Source organism: Alphaproteobacteria bacterium (assembly GCA_015231795.1).
In the GTDB taxonomy this organism is placed as follows: Bacteria; Pseudomonadota; Alphaproteobacteria; order Rhodospirillales; family WMHbin7; genus WMHbin7.
The window spans coordinates 649,713-670,293 of record JADGAX010000001.1 but is presented as its reverse complement, the minus strand read 5'-3'; the positions used below and the strand labels follow the sequence as shown (position 1 = coordinate 670,293).

At 59.3% G+C, this 20,581-nt stretch carries 18 protein-coding genes; 8 read left to right on the top strand and 10 right to left on the bottom strand.

Annotation, left to right across the window (positions count from 1 at the left end; genetic code table 11):
- The first annotated feature begins 27 nt into the window (after nt 1-27).
- Nucleotides 28-2,415 carry a copper-translocating P-type ATPase gene (locus HQL44_03240; protein ID MBF0267589.1) on the top strand — a complete coding sequence of 796 codons (2,388 nt, stop codon included), beginning with the start codon at nt 28-30 and terminating at the stop codon, nt 2,413-2,415.
- A 24-nt stretch (nt 2,416-2,439) separates the two neighbouring features.
- Here HQL44_03240 and HQL44_03235 read toward each other — a convergent pair whose 3' ends face one another.
- The 3 genes from HQL44_03235 to hpnC all read right to left on the bottom strand — a co-directional run bounded on the left by HQL44_03235 (nt 2,440) and on the right by hpnC (nt 5,197).
- Complete coding sequence (locus HQL44_03235; GenBank protein ID MBF0267588.1) at nt 2,440-3,036, bottom strand: superoxide dismutase; 597 nt, start codon at nt 3,034-3,036, stop codon at nt 2,440-2,442.
- An 89-nt stretch (nt 3,037-3,125) separates the two neighbouring features.
- Complete coding sequence (locus HQL44_03230; GenBank protein MBF0267587.1) at nt 3,126-4,355, bottom strand: FAD-dependent oxidoreductase; 1,230 nt, start codon at nt 4,353-4,355, stop codon at nt 3,126-3,128.
- Complete coding sequence (hpnC, locus tag HQL44_03225) at nt 4,352-5,197, bottom strand: squalene synthase HpnC (GenBank protein MBF0267586.1); 846 nt, start codon at nt 5,195-5,197, stop codon at nt 4,352-4,354. Before hpnC ends, HQL44_03230 begins: the two co-directional genes overlap by 4 nt.
- A 41-nt stretch (nt 5,198-5,238) precedes the next feature.
- On the opposite strand from hpnC, the gene HQL44_03220 reads away from it, so the two are divergent.
- Together HQL44_03220 and HQL44_03215 are read left to right on the top strand one after the other, a co-directional pair.
- Nucleotides 5,239-6,021, top strand: a complete 783-nt coding sequence (locus tag HQL44_03220) for a squalene/phytoene synthase family protein (protein ID MBF0267585.1) — start codon at nt 5,239-5,241, stop codon at nt 6,019-6,021.
- A gap of 52 nt (nt 6,022-6,073) precedes the next feature.
- Nucleotides 6,074-6,355 carry a DUF433 domain-containing protein gene (locus HQL44_03215; protein MBF0267584.1) on the top strand — a complete coding sequence of 94 codons (282 nt, stop codon included), beginning with the start codon at nt 6,074-6,076 and terminating at the stop codon, nt 6,353-6,355.
- Between the two features lie 416 nt (nt 6,356-6,771).
- Here the strand turns inward: HQL44_03215 and HQL44_03210 are convergent, their stop codons facing one another.
- The 3 genes from HQL44_03210 to trmFO form a co-directional block, all read right to left on the bottom strand.
- Nucleotides 6,772-7,101, bottom strand: coding sequence for an STAS-like domain-containing protein (locus HQL44_03210; GenBank protein MBF0267583.1), 330 nt, complete (start codon nt 7,099-7,101; stop codon nt 6,772-6,774).
- Complete coding sequence (locus HQL44_03205; GenBank protein MBF0267582.1) at nt 7,098-8,027, bottom strand: hypothetical protein; 930 nt, start codon at nt 8,025-8,027, stop codon at nt 7,098-7,100. The genes HQL44_03210 and HQL44_03205 overlap by 4 nt, the downstream gene beginning before the upstream one ends.
- A 273-nt stretch (nt 8,028-8,300) precedes the next feature.
- A complete protein-coding gene (trmFO, locus tag HQL44_03200; protein ID MBF0267581.1) occupies nt 8,301-9,629 on the bottom strand; it encodes a methylenetetrahydrofolate--tRNA-(uracil(54)-C(5))-methyltransferase (FADH(2)-oxidizing) TrmFO in 1,329 nt (442 codons plus the stop codon).
- A gap of 74 nt (nt 9,630-9,703) precedes the next feature.
- Between trmFO and HQL44_03195 the strand changes: the two genes are divergently transcribed.
- Nucleotides 9,704-10,144 (top strand): rhodanese-like domain-containing protein, encoded by a 441-nt coding sequence (locus HQL44_03195; protein MBF0267580.1) that lies wholly within the window; start codon nt 9,704-9,706, stop codon nt 10,142-10,144.
- A gap of 16 nt (nt 10,145-10,160) precedes the next feature.
- Nucleotides 10,161-10,583 (top strand): DUF4170 domain-containing protein, encoded by a 423-nt coding sequence (locus HQL44_03190; GenBank protein MBF0267579.1) that lies wholly within the window; start codon nt 10,161-10,163, stop codon nt 10,581-10,583.
- A gap of 162 nt (nt 10,584-10,745) precedes the next feature.
- On the opposite strand, the gene uvrA is transcribed toward HQL44_03190, so the two are convergent.
- From uvrA to HQL44_03175, 3 genes are all read right to left on the bottom strand, one after another.
- Nucleotides 10,746-13,574 (bottom strand): excinuclease ABC subunit UvrA, encoded by a 2,829-nt coding sequence (gene uvrA / locus HQL44_03185; GenBank protein MBF0267578.1) that lies wholly within the window; start codon nt 13,572-13,574, stop codon nt 10,746-10,748.
- Between the two features lie 96 nt (nt 13,575-13,670).
- Nucleotides 13,671-14,774, bottom strand: a complete 1,104-nt coding sequence (locus HQL44_03180) for a hypothetical protein (protein ID MBF0267577.1) — start codon at nt 14,772-14,774, stop codon at nt 13,671-13,673.
- Complete coding sequence (locus tag HQL44_03175; GenBank protein ID MBF0267576.1) at nt 14,771-15,922, bottom strand: apolipoprotein A1/A4/E family protein; 1,152 nt, start codon at nt 15,920-15,922, stop codon at nt 14,771-14,773. Before HQL44_03175 ends, HQL44_03180 begins: the two co-directional genes overlap by 4 nt.
- Before the next feature lie 486 nt (nt 15,923-16,408).
- Here HQL44_03175 and ssb point away from each other — a divergent pair, with 486 nt between their 5' ends.
- Genes ssb through HQL44_03160 form a run of 3 tightly spaced genes read left to right on the top strand, consistent with a single transcriptional unit; the run spans nt 16,409 to nt 18,756 of the window.
- The gene (gene ssb / locus HQL44_03170) at nt 16,409-16,930 is read left to right on the top strand and encodes a single-stranded DNA-binding protein (GenBank protein ID MBF0267575.1); all 522 of its coding nucleotides are present in this window, start codon (nt 16,409-16,411) and stop codon (nt 16,928-16,930) included.
- Nucleotides 16,931-16,972: 42 nt separating this feature from the next.
- The gene (gene menA, locus HQL44_03165) at nt 16,973-17,881 is read left to right on the top strand and encodes a 1,4-dihydroxy-2-naphthoate octaprenyltransferase (protein ID MBF0267574.1); all 909 of its coding nucleotides are present in this window, start codon (nt 16,973-16,975) and stop codon (nt 17,879-17,881) included.
- The gene (locus HQL44_03160; GenBank protein ID MBF0267573.1) at nt 17,878-18,756 is read left to right on the top strand and encodes a bile acid:sodium symporter family protein; all 879 of its coding nucleotides are present in this window, start codon (nt 17,878-17,880) and stop codon (nt 18,754-18,756) included. The genes menA and HQL44_03160 overlap by 4 nt, the downstream gene beginning before the upstream one ends.
- On the opposite strand, the gene HQL44_03155 is transcribed toward HQL44_03160, so the two are convergent.
- Nucleotides 18,753-20,519, bottom strand: coding sequence for a HAMP domain-containing histidine kinase (locus tag HQL44_03155; GenBank protein ID MBF0267572.1), 1,767 nt, complete (start codon nt 20,517-20,519; stop codon nt 18,753-18,755). The genes HQL44_03160 and HQL44_03155 overlap by 4 nt on opposite strands.
- Nucleotides 20,520-20,581 lie beyond the last annotated feature (62 nt).

The following is a 20,581-nucleotide window of genomic DNA, read 5'->3' as shown; positions in this document are numbered from 1 at the left end:
GAGGCAGAACGCCACATTTCATCCGCCATGGCTGATGTTAACATTTGTCAACTTAACTTGCCTGTGCGGGGCATGACCTGCGCCGCCTGCTCGACGCGCCTTGAGCGCGTCCTGAACCGTCTTCCGGGCATGGAGGCGGCTGCCGTCAATTTGGCCGGGGAAACGGCGGAACTGCGCTTCGACGCGGCCCAACTGTCTGCCGCCCGCGCGGTTGAAGCCATTGGCAAGGCAGGGTTTTCAGTTCCAAGCGAGGTGTTCGACCTGAATATAACGGGCATGACTTGCGCCGCCTGCTCGGCACGGCTGGAAAAGGTGCTCTCCAAGGTGCAAGGCGTTTCCCTGGCCAGCGTCAATCTGGCGACCGAACGGGCCAGGGTCGAGGCTCCGGCGGGAGTCGTGGCGCAAGAAACCTTGCTGGCCGCAGTGGACAAGGCAGGTTTCAAGGCAACGCCCGCCAGCAGTTCCGCCGAACGCCAAGCCGCCATCGAGGCGGATGCAAGGAAAGAGGCGGCGCGGGATCGTTTGCATCTGATGGTGGCGGCGGGTCTTTCCTTGCCGCTGGCGGTGCCGATGCTGTTCGATCTGTTCGGCGTCATGCTGATGTTGCCCGGATGGGCGCAAATGGCCCTGGCGACGCCGGTTCAATTCTGGATCGGCTGGCGCTTTTATCGCGGGGCCTGGAAATCGCTCAGCGCCGGGGCTGGCAATATGGATGTGCTGGTGGCGATGGGCACCACTGCCGCCTGGGGCCTGTCGGCCTTTCGCTATCTGATGCAAGGCGAGGAGCATGGGCTGTATTTCGAAGCCTCGGCGGTGGTGATCACGCTGGTGTTGCTGGGCAAGACGCTGGAAGCCAAGGCCAAGCGAGGAGCGGCTGGCGCCATCAAGGCCTTGATGAAGCTGAAGCCCGAGACGGCGCGGGTGATGCGCGTGGGCCAACCGGTCGAAATTTCCGTCGATGCCGTGCTGAAGGGCGACATCGTTCTGGTGCGCCCGGGCGAGCGTTTTCCCGTAGATGGCGTCGTCGAGGAAGGCGAAAGCCAAGCCGACGAATCCCTGATCACCGGCGAAAGCCTGCCGGTAGCCAAGGTCATGGGCGATGGCGTGGTCAGCGGGGCCATCAATGGCGATGGCGCCTTAAAGGTGCGCGCCGTCGCGGTGGGCGCCGAATCGACGCTGTCCAGAATCATCCGCCTGGTCGAAACCGCGCAAGCCAGCCGGGCGCCGGTGCAAAAGCTGGTCGATCAAATATCGGCCATCTTCGTTCCCGCCGTGGTCGCCATCGCCCTGCTGTCGTTCCTGGGCTGGTGGCTGATCGGTCAGGACCCCAGCTTGGGATTCGCGGCAGCCGTTTCCGTGCTGGTCATCGCCTGCCCCTGCGCCTTGGGCTTGGCCACGCCAGCCGCCATCATGGTGGGCACGGGGGTTGCCGCCAAACATGGCGTTCTGATCAAGGACGCCGAGGCGCTGGAGCGCGCCCACCGCCTGACCGCTGTCGTCTTCGACAAGACCGGCACCCTGACCGAGGGACGTCCCGAAGTGACCGAGGTTCTGACCGCCATCAACACCGAGCGGTTGGAATTCCTGAAATATGTCGCATCGGCCCAGCAAGGCAGCGAACATCCATTGGCCAAGGCGGTGGTGCAGGCGGCCCAGGGGATGAGCCTGTATCCGGTGAGGGACTTCAAGGCGCTTTCCGGGCGCGGCCTAGAGGCGATGGTCGAAGGCCATGCGATGCTGATCGGCAGCACCCGGCTGATGGAAGAGCGGGGCATCGACCTGTCCTTGTTCGCCAGCCAGGCGCGCATTCTGGAAGAGCGCGGCAACAGCTTGATGTGGGCCGCCATCGATGGATCGCTGGCCGGATTGGTGGCGGCGGGCGACAAGCCGAAGCCGAAGGTTGGTTTGGTGATCGAGCGGCTGAAGCGCCTGGGCATTACGCCCGTCATGCTGACCGGCGACAATGCCAGGGCCGCCGCCTTCGTGGCAGGGCAAGTGGGAATCGAACGCGTGGTGGCCGAGGTTCTGCCCGAAGGCAAGGCCGATGAGATCATGAAGCTGAAAGCCGAGGGCCATGTGGTGGCGATGGTGGGCGACGGCGTGAATGACGCGCCTGCCCTGGCGGCGGCGGATGTCGGCATCGCCATGGGCACCGGCACCGACGTCGCCATGCATACGGCGGGTCTGACCTTGATGCGCGGCGATCCTTCGTTGATTCCCGCCGCCTTGTCGATCTCGCGCGCCACTTACGGCAAGATCCGCCAGAACCTGTTCTGGGCCTTCGCGTACAATGTGGTGGCGCTGCCGCTGGCGGCGATGGGCGAATTGTCGCCGGTGGTGGCCGGCGCCGCGATGGCCTTCTCGTCGGTCAGCGTGGTTTCGAACGCCCTGCTTTTGAAACGTTGGAAACCCTGACGCGCCGAGAAGGCCTTTTGCGGATCAGCCCTTGAGGTTGGCGGCTGCGAAGTCCCAGTTGGCCAGATGGTCCAGGAAGGTCTGGACATAGTCGGGCCTGCGGTTCTGGTAATCCAGGTAATAGGCATGTTCCCAGACATCGACGGTCAGCAGGGCCTTTTGGCCGTGCGCCATGGGCGTGTCGGCATTGCCGGTCTTCGTGATCTTGAGCGTGCCCTTCTCTTCGACCAGCCAAGCCCAGCCGCTGCCGAATTGAGTGACGGCGGCGTTCTTGAAATCTTCCTTGAACTTGTCGAAGCCGCCGAGATCCTTTTCGATGCGGGCCAGAAGATCGCCCGAAGGCTTACCGCCGCCGCCCGGCTTCATCGACGACCAGAAGAAAGTGTGGTTCCAGACCTGGGCGGCGTTGTTGAACACGCCCGCTTTGGCGCCTTCGCCCGCCACCGCCATGATGATCTCTTCCAGACTTTTCGACGCAAGGTCGGTGTCCTTGATCAGGTTGTTCAGGTTGGTGACATAGGCGTTGTGATGCTTGGCATGGTGGAAGGAAAACGTGTTGGCCGACATGTGCGGCTCAAGCGCATTGGCGGCATAGGGCAGGGGGGGAAGCTCGAAAGCCATGAGAACCTCTCTGATTTTTAAAGGGATTAACGGATGAACAGAAGATAGGCAGCCAAAGCCCCTTTGTGAAGGGGGGGTATTCGAAGGAATTATGAAAGCAAGATGTGCCCTGCCGCCCTTTGCCCCGAGAGCGCTGCGCCTTCCAGCGTGCAGGGCAGGCCGGTGCTGGTCCAATCTCCGGCCAGCAACAGTCCCGGCGGGCCATCGAAAGGGCCGGGGCGTAAACCTTCGGCTTCGGGCGTATGGGCGATGGTGGCCCGCTGTTCCTTCATGACGCGATAGGGCGGAAGCTCGGTCGAATGGCCCAGCATCAGCGCGCATTCGGCCCATAATTTCGAGGCGATTTCTTCAGCTGATTCCACGGCCAATCCGGTGGCGGCGCTGACCGTGACCGACAGCACGTCGCCCCTTAAGCTCCACCACTGACCCAGGCCGCGCACGATGCCCAGATAATGTCGCCCGCCGGGCAGTTTTGCTTCGGGTTTGGTCAGCAGAAAATGGGCGCAGACGATGGGGCGCGTTTCGAATCGGGGCAGGGCGGGCAATAGATCGGCGGCGATCCAGGGCGGCACGGCCAGAATGGCGGGCGCCATGGGCGATATGTCGATCCGTTCATTGTCATCGAACGACAAGACGCTGTTTTGAATGGCTGTCAGCCGGTGATTGAATCGGATGATGCAGCCATGATCCTTCAGCCAGGCGATGGCGGGATCGATCAGGGACAGCGACAATCCTTCGGGGGCGGTATAGGGCCGACATGCCGCTTCGCCCTTCAGCAAGCTGCGCTTCAGCACCTCGCCCAGCAAACGGGCTTGTCCTTCCTGCGGAGAACTATTCAATATGGCCTCGCACAAAGGCCCCCACAAACGTTCCAGCATCTCGCCATTGCCCACCGCCTGGGCCACGCTTTCATGCGCCTTGGCCGTCATCAGCCGCCAGCCGCCGATGTAATCGAGCGCGCTGGTGCCGGGCAGGCGCGCCCCGGGATTCAAGACCCACCAGGGGATCGATCCTTTGCTGGGCCTGATCGTCCAACCTTTGCAGGCCTTGCGGTCGAAGAAGGGAAAGGCGGCTGGGGCCTGGGCCTCCAGCTTGCCGCCAACCGCATTCAGAAGGGCGAACAACGACGGATTGGCGCCCAGGATCAGATGGGTGCCGTTGTCGATCTGGCGGTCCAGTTTGGCATCCAAGAACGAGCGGCAACGCCCGCCCGCTTGATTGGCGGACTCGTGCAGCGCCACCTTGCGCCCCGCCTTGGTCAGGTGAACGGCGGCAGCTAGGCCTGCTATTCCGGCTCCCACGACATGGGTAGCGGTCATGGCCGGAAATATCCCGATGCCGCGCCAGACAAGGTGGCGGCCAGGAAGTCCCAGCCCGTCAGCTTGACCCTTGTGGCCAAGGGATCGCCAACGCGCAAGCGATCATACAGCCTTTGCGCCAAGCGCACGATGACAGCGCTTTCCATGCGAAGGCCGCGGCTGTTGACGGCGGGCGGCAGCAGACGCGCCGTGTCGATCAACGCTTTGGTGCCGTCCAGCATGCGCCCCATCACCGCTTCCAGACCCGGCGTCAGCGCCCTGCCTTCCAGATCGACGAATTCTGCGCCTGCCTCGGCCATCCAGTCTTCGGGCGTATAGGCGCGGTCCAAGAACAGATAATCATTCTTCATGTCTTGAAGATGGTTAAGGATTTGCAGCGCCGTGCATAGCGCGTCCGAGCCTTGCCAGGCGCGCACGTCGGTTTCGCCGTGTAGTTCCAGCAAGAAACGGCCCACCGGCATGGCGGAAAAGCGGCAATAGTCGATCAGATCGTCCCAGTCGCGGCAGCGCGCGCGTACCGAATCGCGCTCGAAGGCGATGAGAAGATCCAGCGCATGTTTGGGATCGACGCCGGTTTCTTCCAGCGAGCGTTTCAAGGGCAGCGATGCTTGGGCCTCGGGCGTTTCGGCCTTGCCGCTGACCAGGGCGCGGCCCATCGCCTTCAGCCCCGCCACCTTTTCATCGGAGGGCAGCGAGGGATGATCGGAAATGTCGTCGGCGGTTCTGGCGAAGCGGTAATAGGCCGCCACATGCGGGCGCAGCGGCTTGGCGATCAGGAAGGAGCCGACAGGGAAATTCTCTTCTTTGGCTGTCTTGCCAAGGGTGGCTTGGTTCTGGTTCATGGCTCTGGCTGCTTGAGAAATCTGGGCCTATATTGCATGAAATGCCGTTCGCAACAACCGATCCTCTGTTTGCAGACTTAAAGCGCAAGGACCCCGAGCGTTTCACCAGCCTGCTGTTTGCGTCCAAGGAGAAACAGGGCGGGCTGGCGGCCCTGTACGCTTTCAATCTGGAACTGGGCAGCGTGCGCGAGCGGGCGGTGCGCGAGCCGATGGCGGGCCATATCCGCCTGCAATGGTGGCGCGACGCCTTGCAGTCGGGCGGAGGCGGCGTGGCGCTGGCCGAGGCGCTGCTGGCGTTGAAGCTGGATATTGCCGACTTGCAGAGCCTGATCGATGCCCGCGAGGCCGATTTGTCGTCCGATCCGCCCCAGCGACTGGCGGATTTGGAAAACTATGCCCAGGCGACGGGCGGCGCGTTGCAGGACCTTTGCGCCAAGTGGCTGGGCGGAGACGACAAGGCTTGCGAAACGCCAAGGCTGGCGGGTACAGCCTATGCGCTGCTGGGCCTGATGCGCGCCCTTCCGTTCCATGCCAGGGTGGGGCGACGACATCTGCCGCAAGACCTAATGCCGGACGCGATCTCGGGTCCGTCGCCGTCTTTAAGCGCCGCCGTTGAAAAGGTGGCCGATCTGGCGGCGAGCCATTTGGGCAAGGTGCGCCTGTCTTCTTTGCCCCGATCTCAGCGGGTGGCGGGCTTGTGCGCCCTGCAGGCCAAGACGCATCTGAAGCGCCTGCAACGCGTCGGGTTCAATCCCTTCGATCCCAGGCTTTCCATCCCCGCCACCCGCCCGCTGGCGCTGTGGTGGGGGATGATTGACAAATGACCATTGCCCTCTGAAGTGGTATATTGGCCGGAATTAACGTCAGGGTGCGGATATGAATGCGTTGCTGGACCGAATTTCGATAGATCCGGGCGTTTGCGGGGGCAAGCCCTGCATTAAGGGAACCCGCATCTGGGTCGCCTTGATCTTGGACTTCCTTGCAGACGGCATGACCGAGGCCCAGTTGCTGGAAGAGTATCCGCAGTTAACCCGTCAGGATATTTTGGCCGCGCTGGCTTACGGCGCTGAAATGTCGCGCGAACGCATCATGCCTCTGCCGTTGGGGCATTGCCAGTTAGCCGTAAATCGACAGGAAACAATCATCGATCTTCTTTAGAAGATTATTTTCTTTAAGCGAGATCAAATCTGCCCGACCAGGGTCTGCCGGTCTTCCGATTTCATCGAAGGGATCATCGGTTATTGCCTTTCTTAATTCAACAACCTCTTTCGTCAGATCGAATCTCGGATCGCGTTTCCAAAGGGAAGTTGATAGTGTTCCAACCCGTGATAGTTTTGACTTAATCTCCGACACTTTCTCCGGCGGATCATCAATAGATGGATGGTTCCAGGATAAGATTCCATCTGAAGACGCCTGACGTATAAAATCGTTAAGCTTTTCGCATGTCTTGAAAATCTCATCTCGCCTCTGGCGACGAGAACTAAGATGATGAACTATCCAGAATCCGAAAGCCCCTACGATTGCCGCGGGCAACGCGGGCAAAAATTTATCGACCGTAGACTCTTCGCAAGCGGTCACAAGCTCTCACTGCGCTTGGCATCTTTTATCGACTGAATAGCCTCTTCACGGTAGCTTTGATCCTGCTCTGATCGAATTTCTACTCGGCGAAGGACATCGGCTGTGCTCATGCCCTCCGCGCGAACGAGGCCGCCGAATGCTTCATCTAAGAAAGATGAGCCAAAGCCTCTCGTCCCGTCCAGGTCAACAACGACAATGGGACTCTGGTCTAATGCACTGACAAGCAAACGCCTAAATTTCTCACCACTGTTCTCTCCCTGCCGAATATAACGGGGGCCAGGAAACGGTGAAAAATCCCGAGATACAGAAATGACCCTTGTGGTCATGCTTCCAACCTCATCATCGAGGAGGCGTGCCGAACTCGCCATTGAAGAATCGTCCCGTTGATTGATATGGTGTGGTCATCGTGGGTTTCAATGCCCTGGCTATTATAGCGATAAATCCCTGAATTGCTCAAGACCGTAAGTTCGCCGTCATCGCAGCTCCTTACTGCCTTTTTCATCGTCTCAAACCCCTTTCCCCTTCCTGGCTGTTTGGTAGAAGACTCCCCAAGTTTTGTTGCTAGAGCAATCTTGGCTCCATCTTTTCCAGAAAAAACGGAACCCATCAATATTCTTGCCTGCTGCAATAAACTTGGCTCAATAGTTTCAGGAATCCCAATTCCTTGGTCGTGCAAAAGAATATTAAACTCTTTGTTAACCGAATCAACTGCGCCTCCAAACCACCACCTCTTAGGCATTACTGGCAAACTAGGCCTTTTTTTATAAGCGTGTTCAACGGTATTGTTCATTGCTTCAACTAGGGCGCTGCCCAGGTAACGTTGAGATGCTTCTTCGACATCGAATGCTTTACTAATTATTGACCCAAGTAAAATAGAAGCTTTTTCAGCTAGAACTTTATTATGAGAAAAGTACCTGATAAAATGAGTGCTGCCGCTTCCTGTTGCTGCTGGCGGAGGTGAGGGGATATTCAATAAGCTATAAAATCCAAAATCGTCAAGTTGTTTAAAAGTGTTGGGATCTGTAGGGTAATTTCCGTTAATACCCTTAAAACGAAAATCTTGTAGAACATGATGGCAGCGATATATCTCGCCAGTAAGTAGTAGTGTTGCCATTGGTTCGAGAACTCGTAACTTGGAAAAGTGCAAGAAAACTTTCATCTTTTCTTTAAATACTAAATTAGGAAGTGCTGTAAGCAATTCGCATGTTTCTTCATAGTTATCAGTAAGAGAAAGGCATTCAGGAACAACCAAAGGAACTTCCTTTCTATGCCAGAGCAGACTACTGGGCGCTCCCTTGCCGTAATGGAGCGCTAATTTATTCCGTCTTATAAGTCGTTCCTCACGGCTTATTTTTCTTAGTTTTCTGTGCCTTAATGAAAGTTTTGCGTGCCGAATGAGCTGCTCGCGCTACTCATTAGATAGGTATTTCATGTCGCAAGCCTAAATCTATGGAGGCAGTGCATGGATTGTGCTACATATGGTTGCGGCGTGTCTAGGGGTCAATCTCTTTTCCGTGGGCAAGACTTAGGGGCTAATCCACTCCCCCAGCTTCGCCAGCGCCCGTTCGGCATAGGCGGCCCGGCGTTCCTTGGCGCCCAGTTTGCGGCGCTTTCCTTCGGGCGGCGGCAGGGGCGGAAACAAGCCGAAATTGATGTTCATGGGCTGGAAAGTCTCGGCCCCCGCACCCGTCGTGATGTGGTTAAGCAAAGCGCCCAGCGCGGTTTCGATGGGCGGCAGGCTGGGTGACTGGTTCGCCATTTCCTCGGCCCAGAAACGCCCGGCCAGCAGGCCAATGGCCGCACTTTCGACATAGCCCTCGCAGCCGGTGATCTGGCCCGCCATGCGGATGTTGGGCCTGGCCTTCAGGCGCAGGCTTGCATCCAGCACCACCGGCGAGCGCAAGAAGGTGTTGCGGTGCAGTCCGCCGAGGCGCACGAATTCGGCGTTTTCCAGGCCGGGAATGGTGCGAAACAGACGCATCTGCTCGCCATGTTTCAGCTTGGTCTGAAAGCCCACCATGTTGAACAGCGTGCCCAGGGCATTGTCTTGGCGCAGTTGGATGACGGCATAGGATTTGGGATTGGGTCCATGCGGGTTGGTCAGCCCCACCGGCTTCATGGGGCCGAAGGCCAGGGTTTGGGCGCCTCGCCTAGCCATCACCTCGATGGGCAGGCAGCCTTCGAAATAGGGCGTGTTCTTTTCCCAGTCGTGGAATTCCACCGTGTCGGCGGCGATCAGGGCTTCGACGAAGGCGAAATATTCGTCCTTGGACAGGGGGCAGTTGATGTAGTCCTTGCCGGTTCCCTTGTCCCAGCGCGACTGGAACCAGGCCTTGGAGAAATCGACGCTGTCTAGCGTGACAATGGGCGCAATGGCGTCGAAGAAATGCAGATGGTCCGAGCCGGTGGCATGCGCCAATTCAGCGGCCAGCGCATCCGAGGTCAGCGGGCCAGACGAAACGATGGCCGGACCATCCGGCAAGGCCGTTACTTCTTCGCGCAGCAAGGTGAGATTGGGCAGGGCCAGCAGACGCTGTTCCACTTCGGCCGAGAAAGCCTCGCGGTCCACCGCCAAGGCTCCGCCCGCCGGCACCTTGACCGCGTCGGCCACCGACAGAATCAACGAGCCGCATCGGCGCATTTCCTCGTGCAGCAGGCCGATGCCGCTGCCCACATCGTCGTTGCGCAGCGAATTGGAACAGACCAGTTCTGCCAGTCCGCTTGTGTGATGGGCGGGGGTGGCGCGGACAGGGCGCATTTCATGCAAGACCACTGGAATGTCACGCTTTGCCGCCTGCCAGGCCGCCTCGCAGCCCGCCAATCCACCGCCCACGATGTGTAGAATCCGTTCCATGGGCAGGTGATAGGCCCTTTGCCGCCTCATGTCCAGGGTTGACGCCACCCCTTCGGACAGGTATCCCCTTGCCTATGGACATACAAAAAATCTTCACCACGGAAAACCTGTTGCTGGCTGGCGTTTTCATGCTGGCCCTCATGCTGCCGCGCCTGATGCGCCGCCTGAACCCGCAGGCCTCCATGGTGACGGGAAGCGCCTTGAAATCGCGGCTTGAGGGCGGCGAGGACGTGCTGGTGCTGGATGTGCGCTCGCCCGAGGAATTCATCGGCGAACTGGGCCATATCAAGGGGGCGGTCAATCTGCCCTTGCCCGATCTTTCAGAGCGCATCGGCCAGTTGGGTCAGGAACTTGAGGCTTATAAGGCAACGCCCGTGGTGGTGACCTGCCGAACCGAGAACCGTTCCAGCCGCGCCGCCGGAATTCTGAAAAAGGCCGGTTTCGCCAATCTGTCCGTGTTGTCGGGCGGCATGGTGGGCTGGAACAAGGACAAGCATCCCATCGTTCGCAACTGAAAAGTCAGAAACGATCATGACCAACAGCAACGACAAGCCCCATTACGTGGTGGGCGGCGAGTATGCCGACACCAGCTTTTCCAAGATCGCGCCGGGCAAAAGCCTGGAGACGCACGGCCCCTTCGGCGAGAAGGAAGCCTTCGAATTCTGGCGCTCGATTACGGGGCGCACGGTGGACAACGCGCTGGTGCGCTATACCATCGAAATGAGAACCGACGCCGAGATGAATGTCTGGTACGTGGTGGGCGGCGAGTTCGCCGATTCCGCCTTCTCGCGCATGGCCGAGGGCAAGCCTTTGGAAATCTACGGCCCCTTCGACAACAAGACCGCCGTCGAGCGTTGGCGCTCGATCACCGGGCGCACGGTCGATAGCGCCTTAACGCGCTACACCGTCGAACATGCGGGCGAGATGGATTTGCGCAGGCTGGCCGGGGGCTGAATATCCGGGCTTTTTCAGTGAAGGGTAGCCGCCATCCCGCGCTCGGGGGCAAAAACATACGTGCCTTCGTCGTTCCAGCGGAAAATCAGCGCGTGACCGATGCCTTGCCAGTTGGCGTCGATTTCGATGATCTTGATTGTCGATTCGCGGCATTGCCGCGTTTTAGCGTTTCTTCAAACACGGTTTCAGATATTTGCCGGTATAGCTGGCTTGTGTCGCCGCCACGTCTTCCGGCGTTCCGGCGGCCACGATTTCGCCGCCCTTGGTGCCGCCTTCGGGACCCAGGTCGATGATCCAGTCGGCGGTCTTGATGACTTCCAGATTATGTTCGATCACCAGCACGGTGTTGCCCGTATCGACCAGCGCATGCAGCACTTCCAGCAGTTTCTTCACATCCTCGAAATGCAGCCCGGTGGTCGGCTCGTCCAAGATGTAAAGCGTGCGTCCGGTGGCGCGGCGTGACAATTCCTTGGCCAGCTTCACGCGCTGGGCCTCGCCGCCGCTTAATGTGGTGGCCTGTTGGCCCAGATGGATATAGCCAAGCCCCACGCGCTTCAAGGTTTCCAGCTTGTCGCGGATGACGGGTACGGCCTGGAAAAAATCGGCGCTCTCTTCCACCGTCATGTCCAGCACGTCGGCAATCGACTTGCCCTTGAACTTGATGTCCAGCGTTTCGCGGTTGTAGCGTTTGCCCTTGCATTCGTCGCAGGTGACGTAAACATCTGGCAGGAAATGCATCTCGATCTTGATCAGCCCGTCGCCCTGGCAGGCCTCGCAGCGCCCGCCCTTGACGTTGAAGGAAAATCGCCCGGCCTTGTAGCCGCGCGTCTTGGCTTCCGGCAGTTCGGTAAACCAGTCGCGGATGGGGGTGAAGGCGCCGGTATAGGTGGCGGGGTTCGATCTGGGCGTGCGTCCGATCGGCGATTGGTCGATGTCGACGATCTTGTCGATATGTTCGACGCCGTCGATGCGTTCATGAGCGCCCGCATGTTCGCGCGCCCCATGCAGTCGGCGCGCCAGGGCCTTGTACAGGGTTTCGATGATCAGGCTTGACTTGCCGCCGCCCGAGACGCCGGTGACGCAGGTAAAGGTGCCCAGCGGAATTTTCGCCGTGACGTTCTTTAAGTTGTTGGCCGACGCCTTGACCACCGTCAGTTTCTTGCCGTTGCCTGGGCGGCGGCGCTTGGGCACCTGAATGAAACGCTTGCCCGACAGATATTGGCCGGTCACGCTGGCGGGGTTCTTCATCACCTGATCGGGCGTGCCTTGGGCGATGATCTGCCCGCCATGCGCTCCGGCGCCCGGCCCCATATCGACCAGATAATCGGCGGCCAGGATGGCATCTTCGTCATGCTCGACCACGATCACGGTATTGCCGATGTCGCGCAGGCGGCGCAGCGTGGCCAGCAGTCGCTCGTTGTCGCGCTGATGCAGGCCGATGGAAGGCTCGTCCAGCACGTAAAGCACGCCGGTCAGGCCCGAGCCGATCTGCGAGGCTAGGCGGATGCGCTGGCTTTCGCCGCCCGACAAAGTGCCCGAGGTGCGAGACAGGGTCAGATATTCCAGCCCCACGCTGTCCAGAAACCCCAAGCGCTCGTTGATTTCGCGCAAGATGCGTCTGGCGATTTCGACGTCCTTGGGTTTCAGATGCGTCTCAAGCGCCTTGAACCAGGGCACCAGATCGGCGATCGAGAAATCGTTGATCTGGCCGATATGCAAGCCATTGATCTTCACGGCCAAGGCTTCGGGCTTCAGGCGAAAACCGGCGCAGGTCTCGCAAGGGGCGCTGCTTTGGAAGCGCTCAAGGTCTTCTCGCACCCAGGAACTTTCGGTTTCCTTCCAGCGCCGGTCCATGTTGGGGATGATGCCTTCGAACGGCTTGTTGACCCACCACGAGCTTTTGCCGTCGGAATAGCGGATGCGCATCGGCTCGTCGCCCGAACCCATCAGCAGCACGTTCTGCGCCTTCTTGGGCAACTCGCGCCAAGGCGTTGACAGCCGCAACTTGAACAGGGCGGCGATGCCTTCCAAGGTCTGTTCCACATAGCCCGAGGTTGAGTTGGCCCAGGGGGCGAGCGCCCCTTCAGCCAGCGACAGCCGGTCGTCAGGCACGATCAGTTCGGGGTCGAAATACAGCTTAACGCCCAACCCGTCGCAGGCGGGGCAGGCGCCGTAAGGATTGTTGAACGAGAACAGGCGCGGCTCGATCTCATCGATGGTAAAGCCCGACACCGGGCAGGCGAATTTGGCCGAGAAGGTCGTGCGCTCTTTTGTATCGGCGTTTTCGGCGAAGACCAGCCCATCGGCCAGTTCCAGCGCGGTTTCCAAGGAATCGGCCAAGCGCTGGGTAAGCCCTTCCTTGATCACCACGCGGTCGACCACCACCTCGATCTCGTGCTTGAGCTTTTTGTTGAGCGTCGGCACGGCGTCGATCTCATAAATCTGGCCGTCGACCTTCAGGCGCTGAAAGCCCTTCTTGCGCAGCTCGTCTATTTCTTTCTTGTATTCGCCCTTGCGCCCGCGCACCACCGGGGCCAGCAGCAACAGCTTGGTTCCCGTGGGCATGGCCATCAAGCGGTCGGCCATCTGGCTGACGGTCTGGCTTTCGATGGGCAGGCCGGTGGCGGGCGAATGCGGCACGCCGATGCGGGCGAACAACAGGCGCATGTAATCGTGGATCTCGGTAACCGTGCCCACGGTCGAACGCGGATTGCGGCTGGTTGTTTTCTGTTCGATGGAAATGGCGGGCGACAGGCCCTCGATGCTTTCCACGTCGGGCTTTTGCATCAGTTCCAGGAACTGGCGGGCATAGGCCGACAGCGATTCGACGTAACGGCGCTGCCCCTCGGCATAGATGGTGTCGAAGGCCAGCGACGACTTGCCGGAACCCGACAGGCCGGTCATTACCACCAGCCGGTCGCGCGGAATGTCGAGATCGATGTTTTTAAGATTGTGCTCGCGGGCGCCGCGCACTTTGATGAAATGGTCCATGGCCAATTGGATAGCCCTTTTTAGAGGCGGCATAAAGTGAAATGACTTATTGAAAAGCCCACATGTTCATGTTATGTTCCGTATCTTGCTCTGTCCTTATCCCTTGCTCTGCTTGCTCTTGTCGCTGGTCTGGGCGTTCTTGCTTTTTGCCTTATTATCACGCGGAGGCTTGGCTTTGATGCCCTGGGAAGTGGGTTTGAAGCGGGGGAAATCTTGGTTGTTGGGGTCTTGGATGCCAATATTGTAGCGCGCTGCTAGAACGTTTAGCGCAATCTCTGGGCTGCTCTTCAAGACGGTTGAGAGCTTTGGCACGAATTCCACATGGAGAACGCATTCTTTCAGTCCGACCCTATGAAGATATGCTGGCAGTTCGGAAAGATTGATCACACTGTTTTCTATCGTGATTTCACCTGTCATCAGTTTCGGGTTGACTGCCCATTGTTTCAAATCGATCTTCTCAGGCTTGAGACGCCACATTGACTTTTCCTTGGGGGCGTACTCAGCGGTGCCAACCCATCCAATCCCTTCTTTATTGTCCCGTAGTTGCAGGCAGGCGGTCGTGCCGTCGTCGGCGCTCTGGATGAATTTGATGAGCGCCGTGACGACGGCATCGTCCTTCATGTGGGGGCTGGTGAAGGGCAAGGCCTCGTCAATCTGCTTCAAGGTCTCGAAATGCTGAAGCAGAAAGCGCTCTTGATCAGACATATCCTTTTTGGAATCAGGCTTATCCTTTTTTGAAGAATTCTCTTCTTTAAATATCCTTGAATAGAAGGCGCATTGGGTGGGCGTGGCCGGTGATGATACTTTTGGATCAGATATGTTCAGAGATGTGTTCTCAGCCAACACGGCGATCTTTTTCGCAAGGTCCGGCGTGATGAAGTCCCCTTCGCGAAGCGCAATGTTGGTGGGGATGTCCTTGAACAGGGGGTGGCTTTGATAGCCGCCGCCGGATGGCGGGAGATTGATTTTCTTGATGAGCAAACCTTTCTCGACGGCTTCGATTTCGACGAGCGGAACAGGCTCGTATGTCGTGTTGTCGCGCACGAGGCAGGATGGCTTGAGCGGCCCGGTAACCGGAATGGCGCGGACGGATTTGTCGTCGTTGGAATAGGCCACATAGCTGATGAAAAGCAGAAAGACCAGAATCTCCATCAGCGTATTGTCGAGCAGCGATTTCGAACGGACGAGGGCGTCGCTCACGTTTTATCGCCCCTGCTGTGGGGCGGAGGTCTCTTCTCCGGCGTGCTCTTATCGTAAAGAAGGCTATAGACCTCATAAAGTCCTTTGACCTTGTCGTCGATTTCGGCAGCGGCGTCTTTGAGCTTCCTAAGCTCCTCGTTCTTCGAACTGGCGTTTTCGGCGACCGCTCCGGCATAAGTGTCGGAGACGCTTTTAAGGGCCAGAATCGCTTCGTTGATGCGTGTCCGCATATCGGCGTCAAGCGCTGTCAGAATGCCCCTTAGGCTGTCCGTCGATGCGTTGATCTGCTTTTCGTTCGAAGCGAAGACGGCCTCGGCGCGGTTGCGGCAGATATCGGTGATCGCTTTGATCTGTTCGGAAAATTCGGTTTGCGATCTTTCGGACGTGTCGCTGAATTCCTTCATTTTCTTCTTCAGTTCTTTCGCCAGTTCCGTGATTGGCGTGAGGACCTTGGATTTTTCCTGCAAGACAAAGGCCGCCACTTGATCCTTAAGGCCTGCGACATATTCGGCAAGGCCGCGGTCGGTAGCGGTCAGATGCTTGCCGATCTGATTGGGCAGGTCATTGATTTCTTTTTCGAAACGGGTGACTAGCGCCGAGAAGTCGGACAATTTCACATCCAGGGCTTCGGTCAGCTTCCCGGCCAATGTGTCGCCGATCTCGCTTTCGAATTTGGTGATTTTGATCTTGGCGCTTTCCATCGTGCGGTCTAGATCGCCGGTGGCCTCGGAAAGCCGTTTGACCGTGTTCGCAGCACTTTGATTGACGCTGGTCTCAAGGTTTCCAACAGACGCCTTCAATGTCCCGAATTGCGTGTTCAATTCCAGGGCGGATGTGGTAACCGCCTCGAAATTCACGGCCATCTGGCCGGTTGTCTTTTGAATGGCCGCTGCCGCCGCTTGGCTGGCCTTGACCACTTCATCGGGACCCACGCCCAGCGCCTGGACGATCTTGTCGCAGCATTCCTCCATGGCCGTGTTCGGCTCGGGCAGGAAGGCAAGAAAAATGTGTCTGGCAATCAGGCCTGTGATCGTCGTGGTCAGCGCCACGGTCGATTGGATCAGCGTTTGGGCGAGCGTTGTGGGGTTTAGACCGTTGTTCCCGATCCCCCAAAGGGCCGTTATGGCCAGGGAAGTCATCGTGAACATGAAGCCCAGATAATAGCTTTCGTCTGCCGCCAGATAGGGATTGAAGGGGGTGTTGATATGGTCCTGGGGATTCTTTTTCCGATGACGGCGGTGTATTATAAAAGAAATTGCGGCCTGGAAAGCAACAAATACCGATAGAAGAATAATTAGTATGTACTCGTTTGGCGGAACTATTACCTTATATGTAAAGAGTAAACTTATAGAACAGCCAGTTATTACGAAAGCTAAAAATATAAGTTTTGGAGCATTGCCGATTCGAAAGAACTTTGTTTCCGATATATAGTCTTTTTTTTCTGCTTCTTCCGTCATTTCCTTGCCCCCGAATGCATTGGGCCGTTTAGGCCCGGCATACCCCAAAAGTAGCGCGTAACTACATTCTATTCAGACATGGGTGGTAACCGCAAGGGGGGAGAGACCTCTCGCCGAGGTGGCGGTTACAAGTTATAGTGCCGCCTTCAAACAACCGGCCAGGAAGGGGAGAGAAAGATGGCGGGCAGCGTGAACAAGGTGATGTTGATCGGCAATCTGGGGCGCGACCCCGAGGTGCGCAACGCCCAAAGCGGCGACAAGATCGTCACGTTGAACATCGCCACCTCGGAATCTTGGAAGGATCGCCAGTCGGGCGAGCGCAAGGAAAAGACCGAGTGGCATCGCGTCGTCATCTTCAACCCGAATCTGGCCGACATCGCCGAGCGCTATTGCAAGAAGGGTTCGAAGGTCTATGTCGAAGGGGCGCTTCAAACCCGCAAATGGACCGACAAGGACGGCAACGAGAAATACACGACCGAGGTCGTGATCGGCCGTTTCAAGGGCGAGTTGGGCCTGTTGGATGCGCGTGGCGGCGGTGGCGGCGGCGCTTCTGCGGGTGGCGACGATTTCGATGAAGGTTCCTACGGCCAGCCCTCGCAGCCGTCGTCGGCGGGCGGGGCGCGCGGCGGATCGGGTTCTGCGGGCTGGGATCGTCCTCCTCCGGGCGGCGGCGATCTCGACGACGAGATTCCCTTCTAACCGGTGAAAAGCGAAACCGGACTTCAAGCGTCGCCTCCGCCTTTGGCGGAGGCAGTGCCCGTCAGCCCCGTTCGCGTTCGACCCCACGGGCTTAAACTGTGGTGGCAGGCCATCAGGCCTCGCACCCTGACCATCGCCGTCTCTCCCGTTTTGGCGGGGGCGGCCTTGGCCTATGCCGATCAGGGCGGCATCGATCCCCTGCTGGCGGCGGCGGCGCTGCTGGGGGCGCTTTCCATCCAGGCGGGCACCAATCTCTACAACGATGCGGGCGATTATCTGAAGGGCGGCGACCAGCCCTTGCGTCAGGGTCCGGCCCGCGTCACCGCCATGGGATGGGCGTCTCCCAGCCAGGTCAAGCGGGCGGCCTTCCTGTGTTTCTTGTTGGCGGCGCTGACCGGCTTGTTTTTGATTCTGGCGGGCGGCTGGCCGATTCTTGCGCTGGGCCTTGCCTCGCTGCTGGCGGGCTGGGCCTATTCCAGCGGCCCCAGGCCAATCGCCTATACGCCGTTGGGCGAGTTGTTCGTCATCGGCTTTTTTGGACTGGGGGCGGCGGGCGGCAGTTACTATCTGCTGGCCCAATCCTTGACCCGTCCGGTTCTGATGGCGGGGCTGGCGCTGGGATTCATCGCGGCAGGCGTGCTGATGGCCAACAACTACCGCGATCTGGAGCCTGATCGTTTGGCGGGGCGGCGCACTTTGGCCATTCTAGCCGGGCCGGAACTGTCGAAGGTTCTCTATGCCTTATTCATCGTCCTGCCATTCGTTCTGGTGATGCCACCCTTGGGGCCGTCGGGTGGGTGGTTGGTCCTGTTGCTGGCCCCTTTGGCCTATAAGCTGCTGCGCGATTTCCTGATGCTGCCGCGCGGCCCCGCCTTCAACAGCATCCTGGCCGCCACGGCCGCCTATCAAATGGCGTTCGCCTGCCTGCTGGCGCTGGGGGCGTTGTTATGATCTCGCAAATTCTGCTGCCTTTGGCGCTGGCTTTCATCATGTTCGCCATGGGGCTGACCATGACGATGGGCGACGTCAAACAAGTCTTCACCAAACCGAAGGCGCTGCTGACCGGTCTGGCCGCCAAGCTGTTTCTGGTGCCGCTGCTGGGCGTGCTGGTGGTTTCCCTGTTCATGATGGAACCAGATTTCGCGGTCGGCATGCTGATCCTGGCCGCTTGCCCGGCGGGCGTCACTTCAAGCCTGTTGACCCATCACGCTGGCGGGCGCATCGCCTTGGCCGCGATGGTAACCGCAATTTCCAGTCTGGCCGCGGCGCTGACCCTGCCTTTGATCGCCAATCTAGGGCTGCAGCTTTACGCGGGCTACGGTCAATCCGTCGATTTGCCGGTGGGGCGGATGATTTTCGGCATCTTTCTGGTCGATACGTTGCCGCTGGCGCTGGGGCTGGGGCTTCAGAAATGGAAGCCCGAGCTTGCGGCCCTTCTGGGCCGTTTCGCGCGCCCCATCGCCACCTTACTGTTCGCCCTGATCGTGGTCGGCGCTTTTGCCAGTCAGGCGCAAACCATGCTGACGCATGGAGCGCAACTGCTGGCGCCCGCCCTGCTGCTCAACCTGGCCGCCATGGCGGGGGCTGGCGCGATCGGCGTCGGCATGGGGCTTTCGCGCGGCGACACGATCGCCGTGATCATGGAAAACGGTCTTCAGAACAGCGCGCTGGGCATTTTCGTGGCGCTGACCCTGTTGCGCAACGACGCCATGATGGCGCCCAGCATCATCTATGCGTTGGCGATGAATGTTACGGCGCTGGCCGTGATCGCTTGGTTGCGCCAGCGCGCCAAAGCGTCGGGACACGCGTTGGACAAGCCCGCCTAACTTTCCGGTTGCGCCGGTTCTTCGGAAGGGTTGGGAACGATGGGCAGGCGCACGGTGAAGGTGGAACCTTGGCCCTGCATGCTGGCCGCCTCGATATGTCCGCCATGCAACTCGACAATTCTTTTCACCAGATGCAGGCCAAGACCCGCTCCGGCAATGCCCTTGGCGCCGGGGGCGCGGTAATATTTGTCGAAGATGCGGGGCAGTTCGGCGGTGGGAATGCCGATCCCGGTGTCCGAGACCTGCACCACCGCTTGGTCGCCGTAAGGGGTCAGGCGCGCCGCGATCCGCCCGTCGGCCTTGGTGTATTTCTCGGCATTGTCGATCAGATTGGCCATGGCGATCTTGAGCAAGGCCTTGTCGCCGATCACCGTCAGCGGCGTGTCGGGCAGGCTGGCTTCGATGCGGGCGGCGTTGGTGCCCGCCCGGCTGTCGCGCACGACCGATCTCATGATCTGGGTCAGATCGCAAGGTTCGCGCGTCAGCGTTCCGATATCGACCAGCCGGTCTTCGTTCAGGCAGGTTTCGATCAGGCGGACCAGACGCTCGGTGGCCCTGCGGATGCGGTCGAAAGCCGTCGTCGTTTCCGGGCGCATCGTTCCCGGCGTCATCTCCAGAATGTCCATGGTGGTCGAAATGATCGAAAGCGGCGTTCTGAATTCGTGCGCCACCATGGCCAGGAAATGTCGCTGTTCCTCGACGGCGCGCCGTTCCGTGGCCAGCGCCGATTCGGCGGCCATGCGCGCCGCCACCTGGGCCTTGCGCAATTCGCTGTCCTGGGTGACGTCCCTCAAGCTCAGCATCAGCAGGTCTTCGCCGCCGACGGCCAGCGGAATGAGCGACAGATGCGTCACCAAGTGCCTTCCGGGCCTGGGCGCCAGCACGGTTTCCCTGTCCTCGATCCGGCTTTCCTCATGCAGTTGGCTCAACAAGGCTTGGCGTTCTTCGCGCCTAGCCACGATGTCCCATAGGCTGCGGCAAGACAGGTCTTCTTGCGAAAGTCCCAGCAGCGTTGTCAGACGCGAATTGGCGAACTGGATGGCGCCGTCTTGGCGGCGCAGCACCGCCGAGGGAACGGGATTGGCTTCGGCGAATTGAAAAAGGCTGGATTGGACGAGCTTGGAGGCGGTCGTTTCGCCCCTGGCCGGGATCGCCAAATGGCGTGCCAAGAGCAAGGCGGCGCCAAAACCCGCCCAGACCAGCACCATCAGGCCAAGCGCCTGCGGGGTCCAATGGAAGGCAAAGACAAGGCAGGCTCCCAGGCTGGCCGAGGCGGGAAAAGCCAGGACGGCGGGCTGCCAAGCCCCCAGCAGCAAAGGGGATGGGAATAGCGCCAACCCCAGCCCCAGCAGGATCGCCGCCCGGTCCCAGCCCTGCATGGACAGGGCGGCGTCGCCAAGCGGCAAAATCCAAATCAGGCCCGCCAGAAAATTGAGAAGGGCGGCCCCCCATCCGAAATAGAGCGGGGGCAGGCCTTTCCAGCCCATCTTGAAGGCATGGCGCAGCCCGAAATGGGCCGCGCCGACGATAGCGCTGGCGGCGATAAACAACAGCTTGGTGGATAGGGCGACTTGGCTGGAGAGCGTGGGCAGAAGAAGCAAGCAAAGCAGGAAATGTCCGCCCGCCAACTGGCGGGTTGCATGGAAAACCTGGTCGATGCGCTCATTCAAGGCAAGTTCCCGCCCCTCTTTCCCGGAAAGAGACGTTTGCAGATCTGGGGTGTTTTGTGCCGCTTGCTGCATGGTCATGTCAGAATACGGCATGGAACGATGAATTCCATGTCCAATCTTAGGGTTGGGGCGGATCGCGACTCGGTTTGACTGTC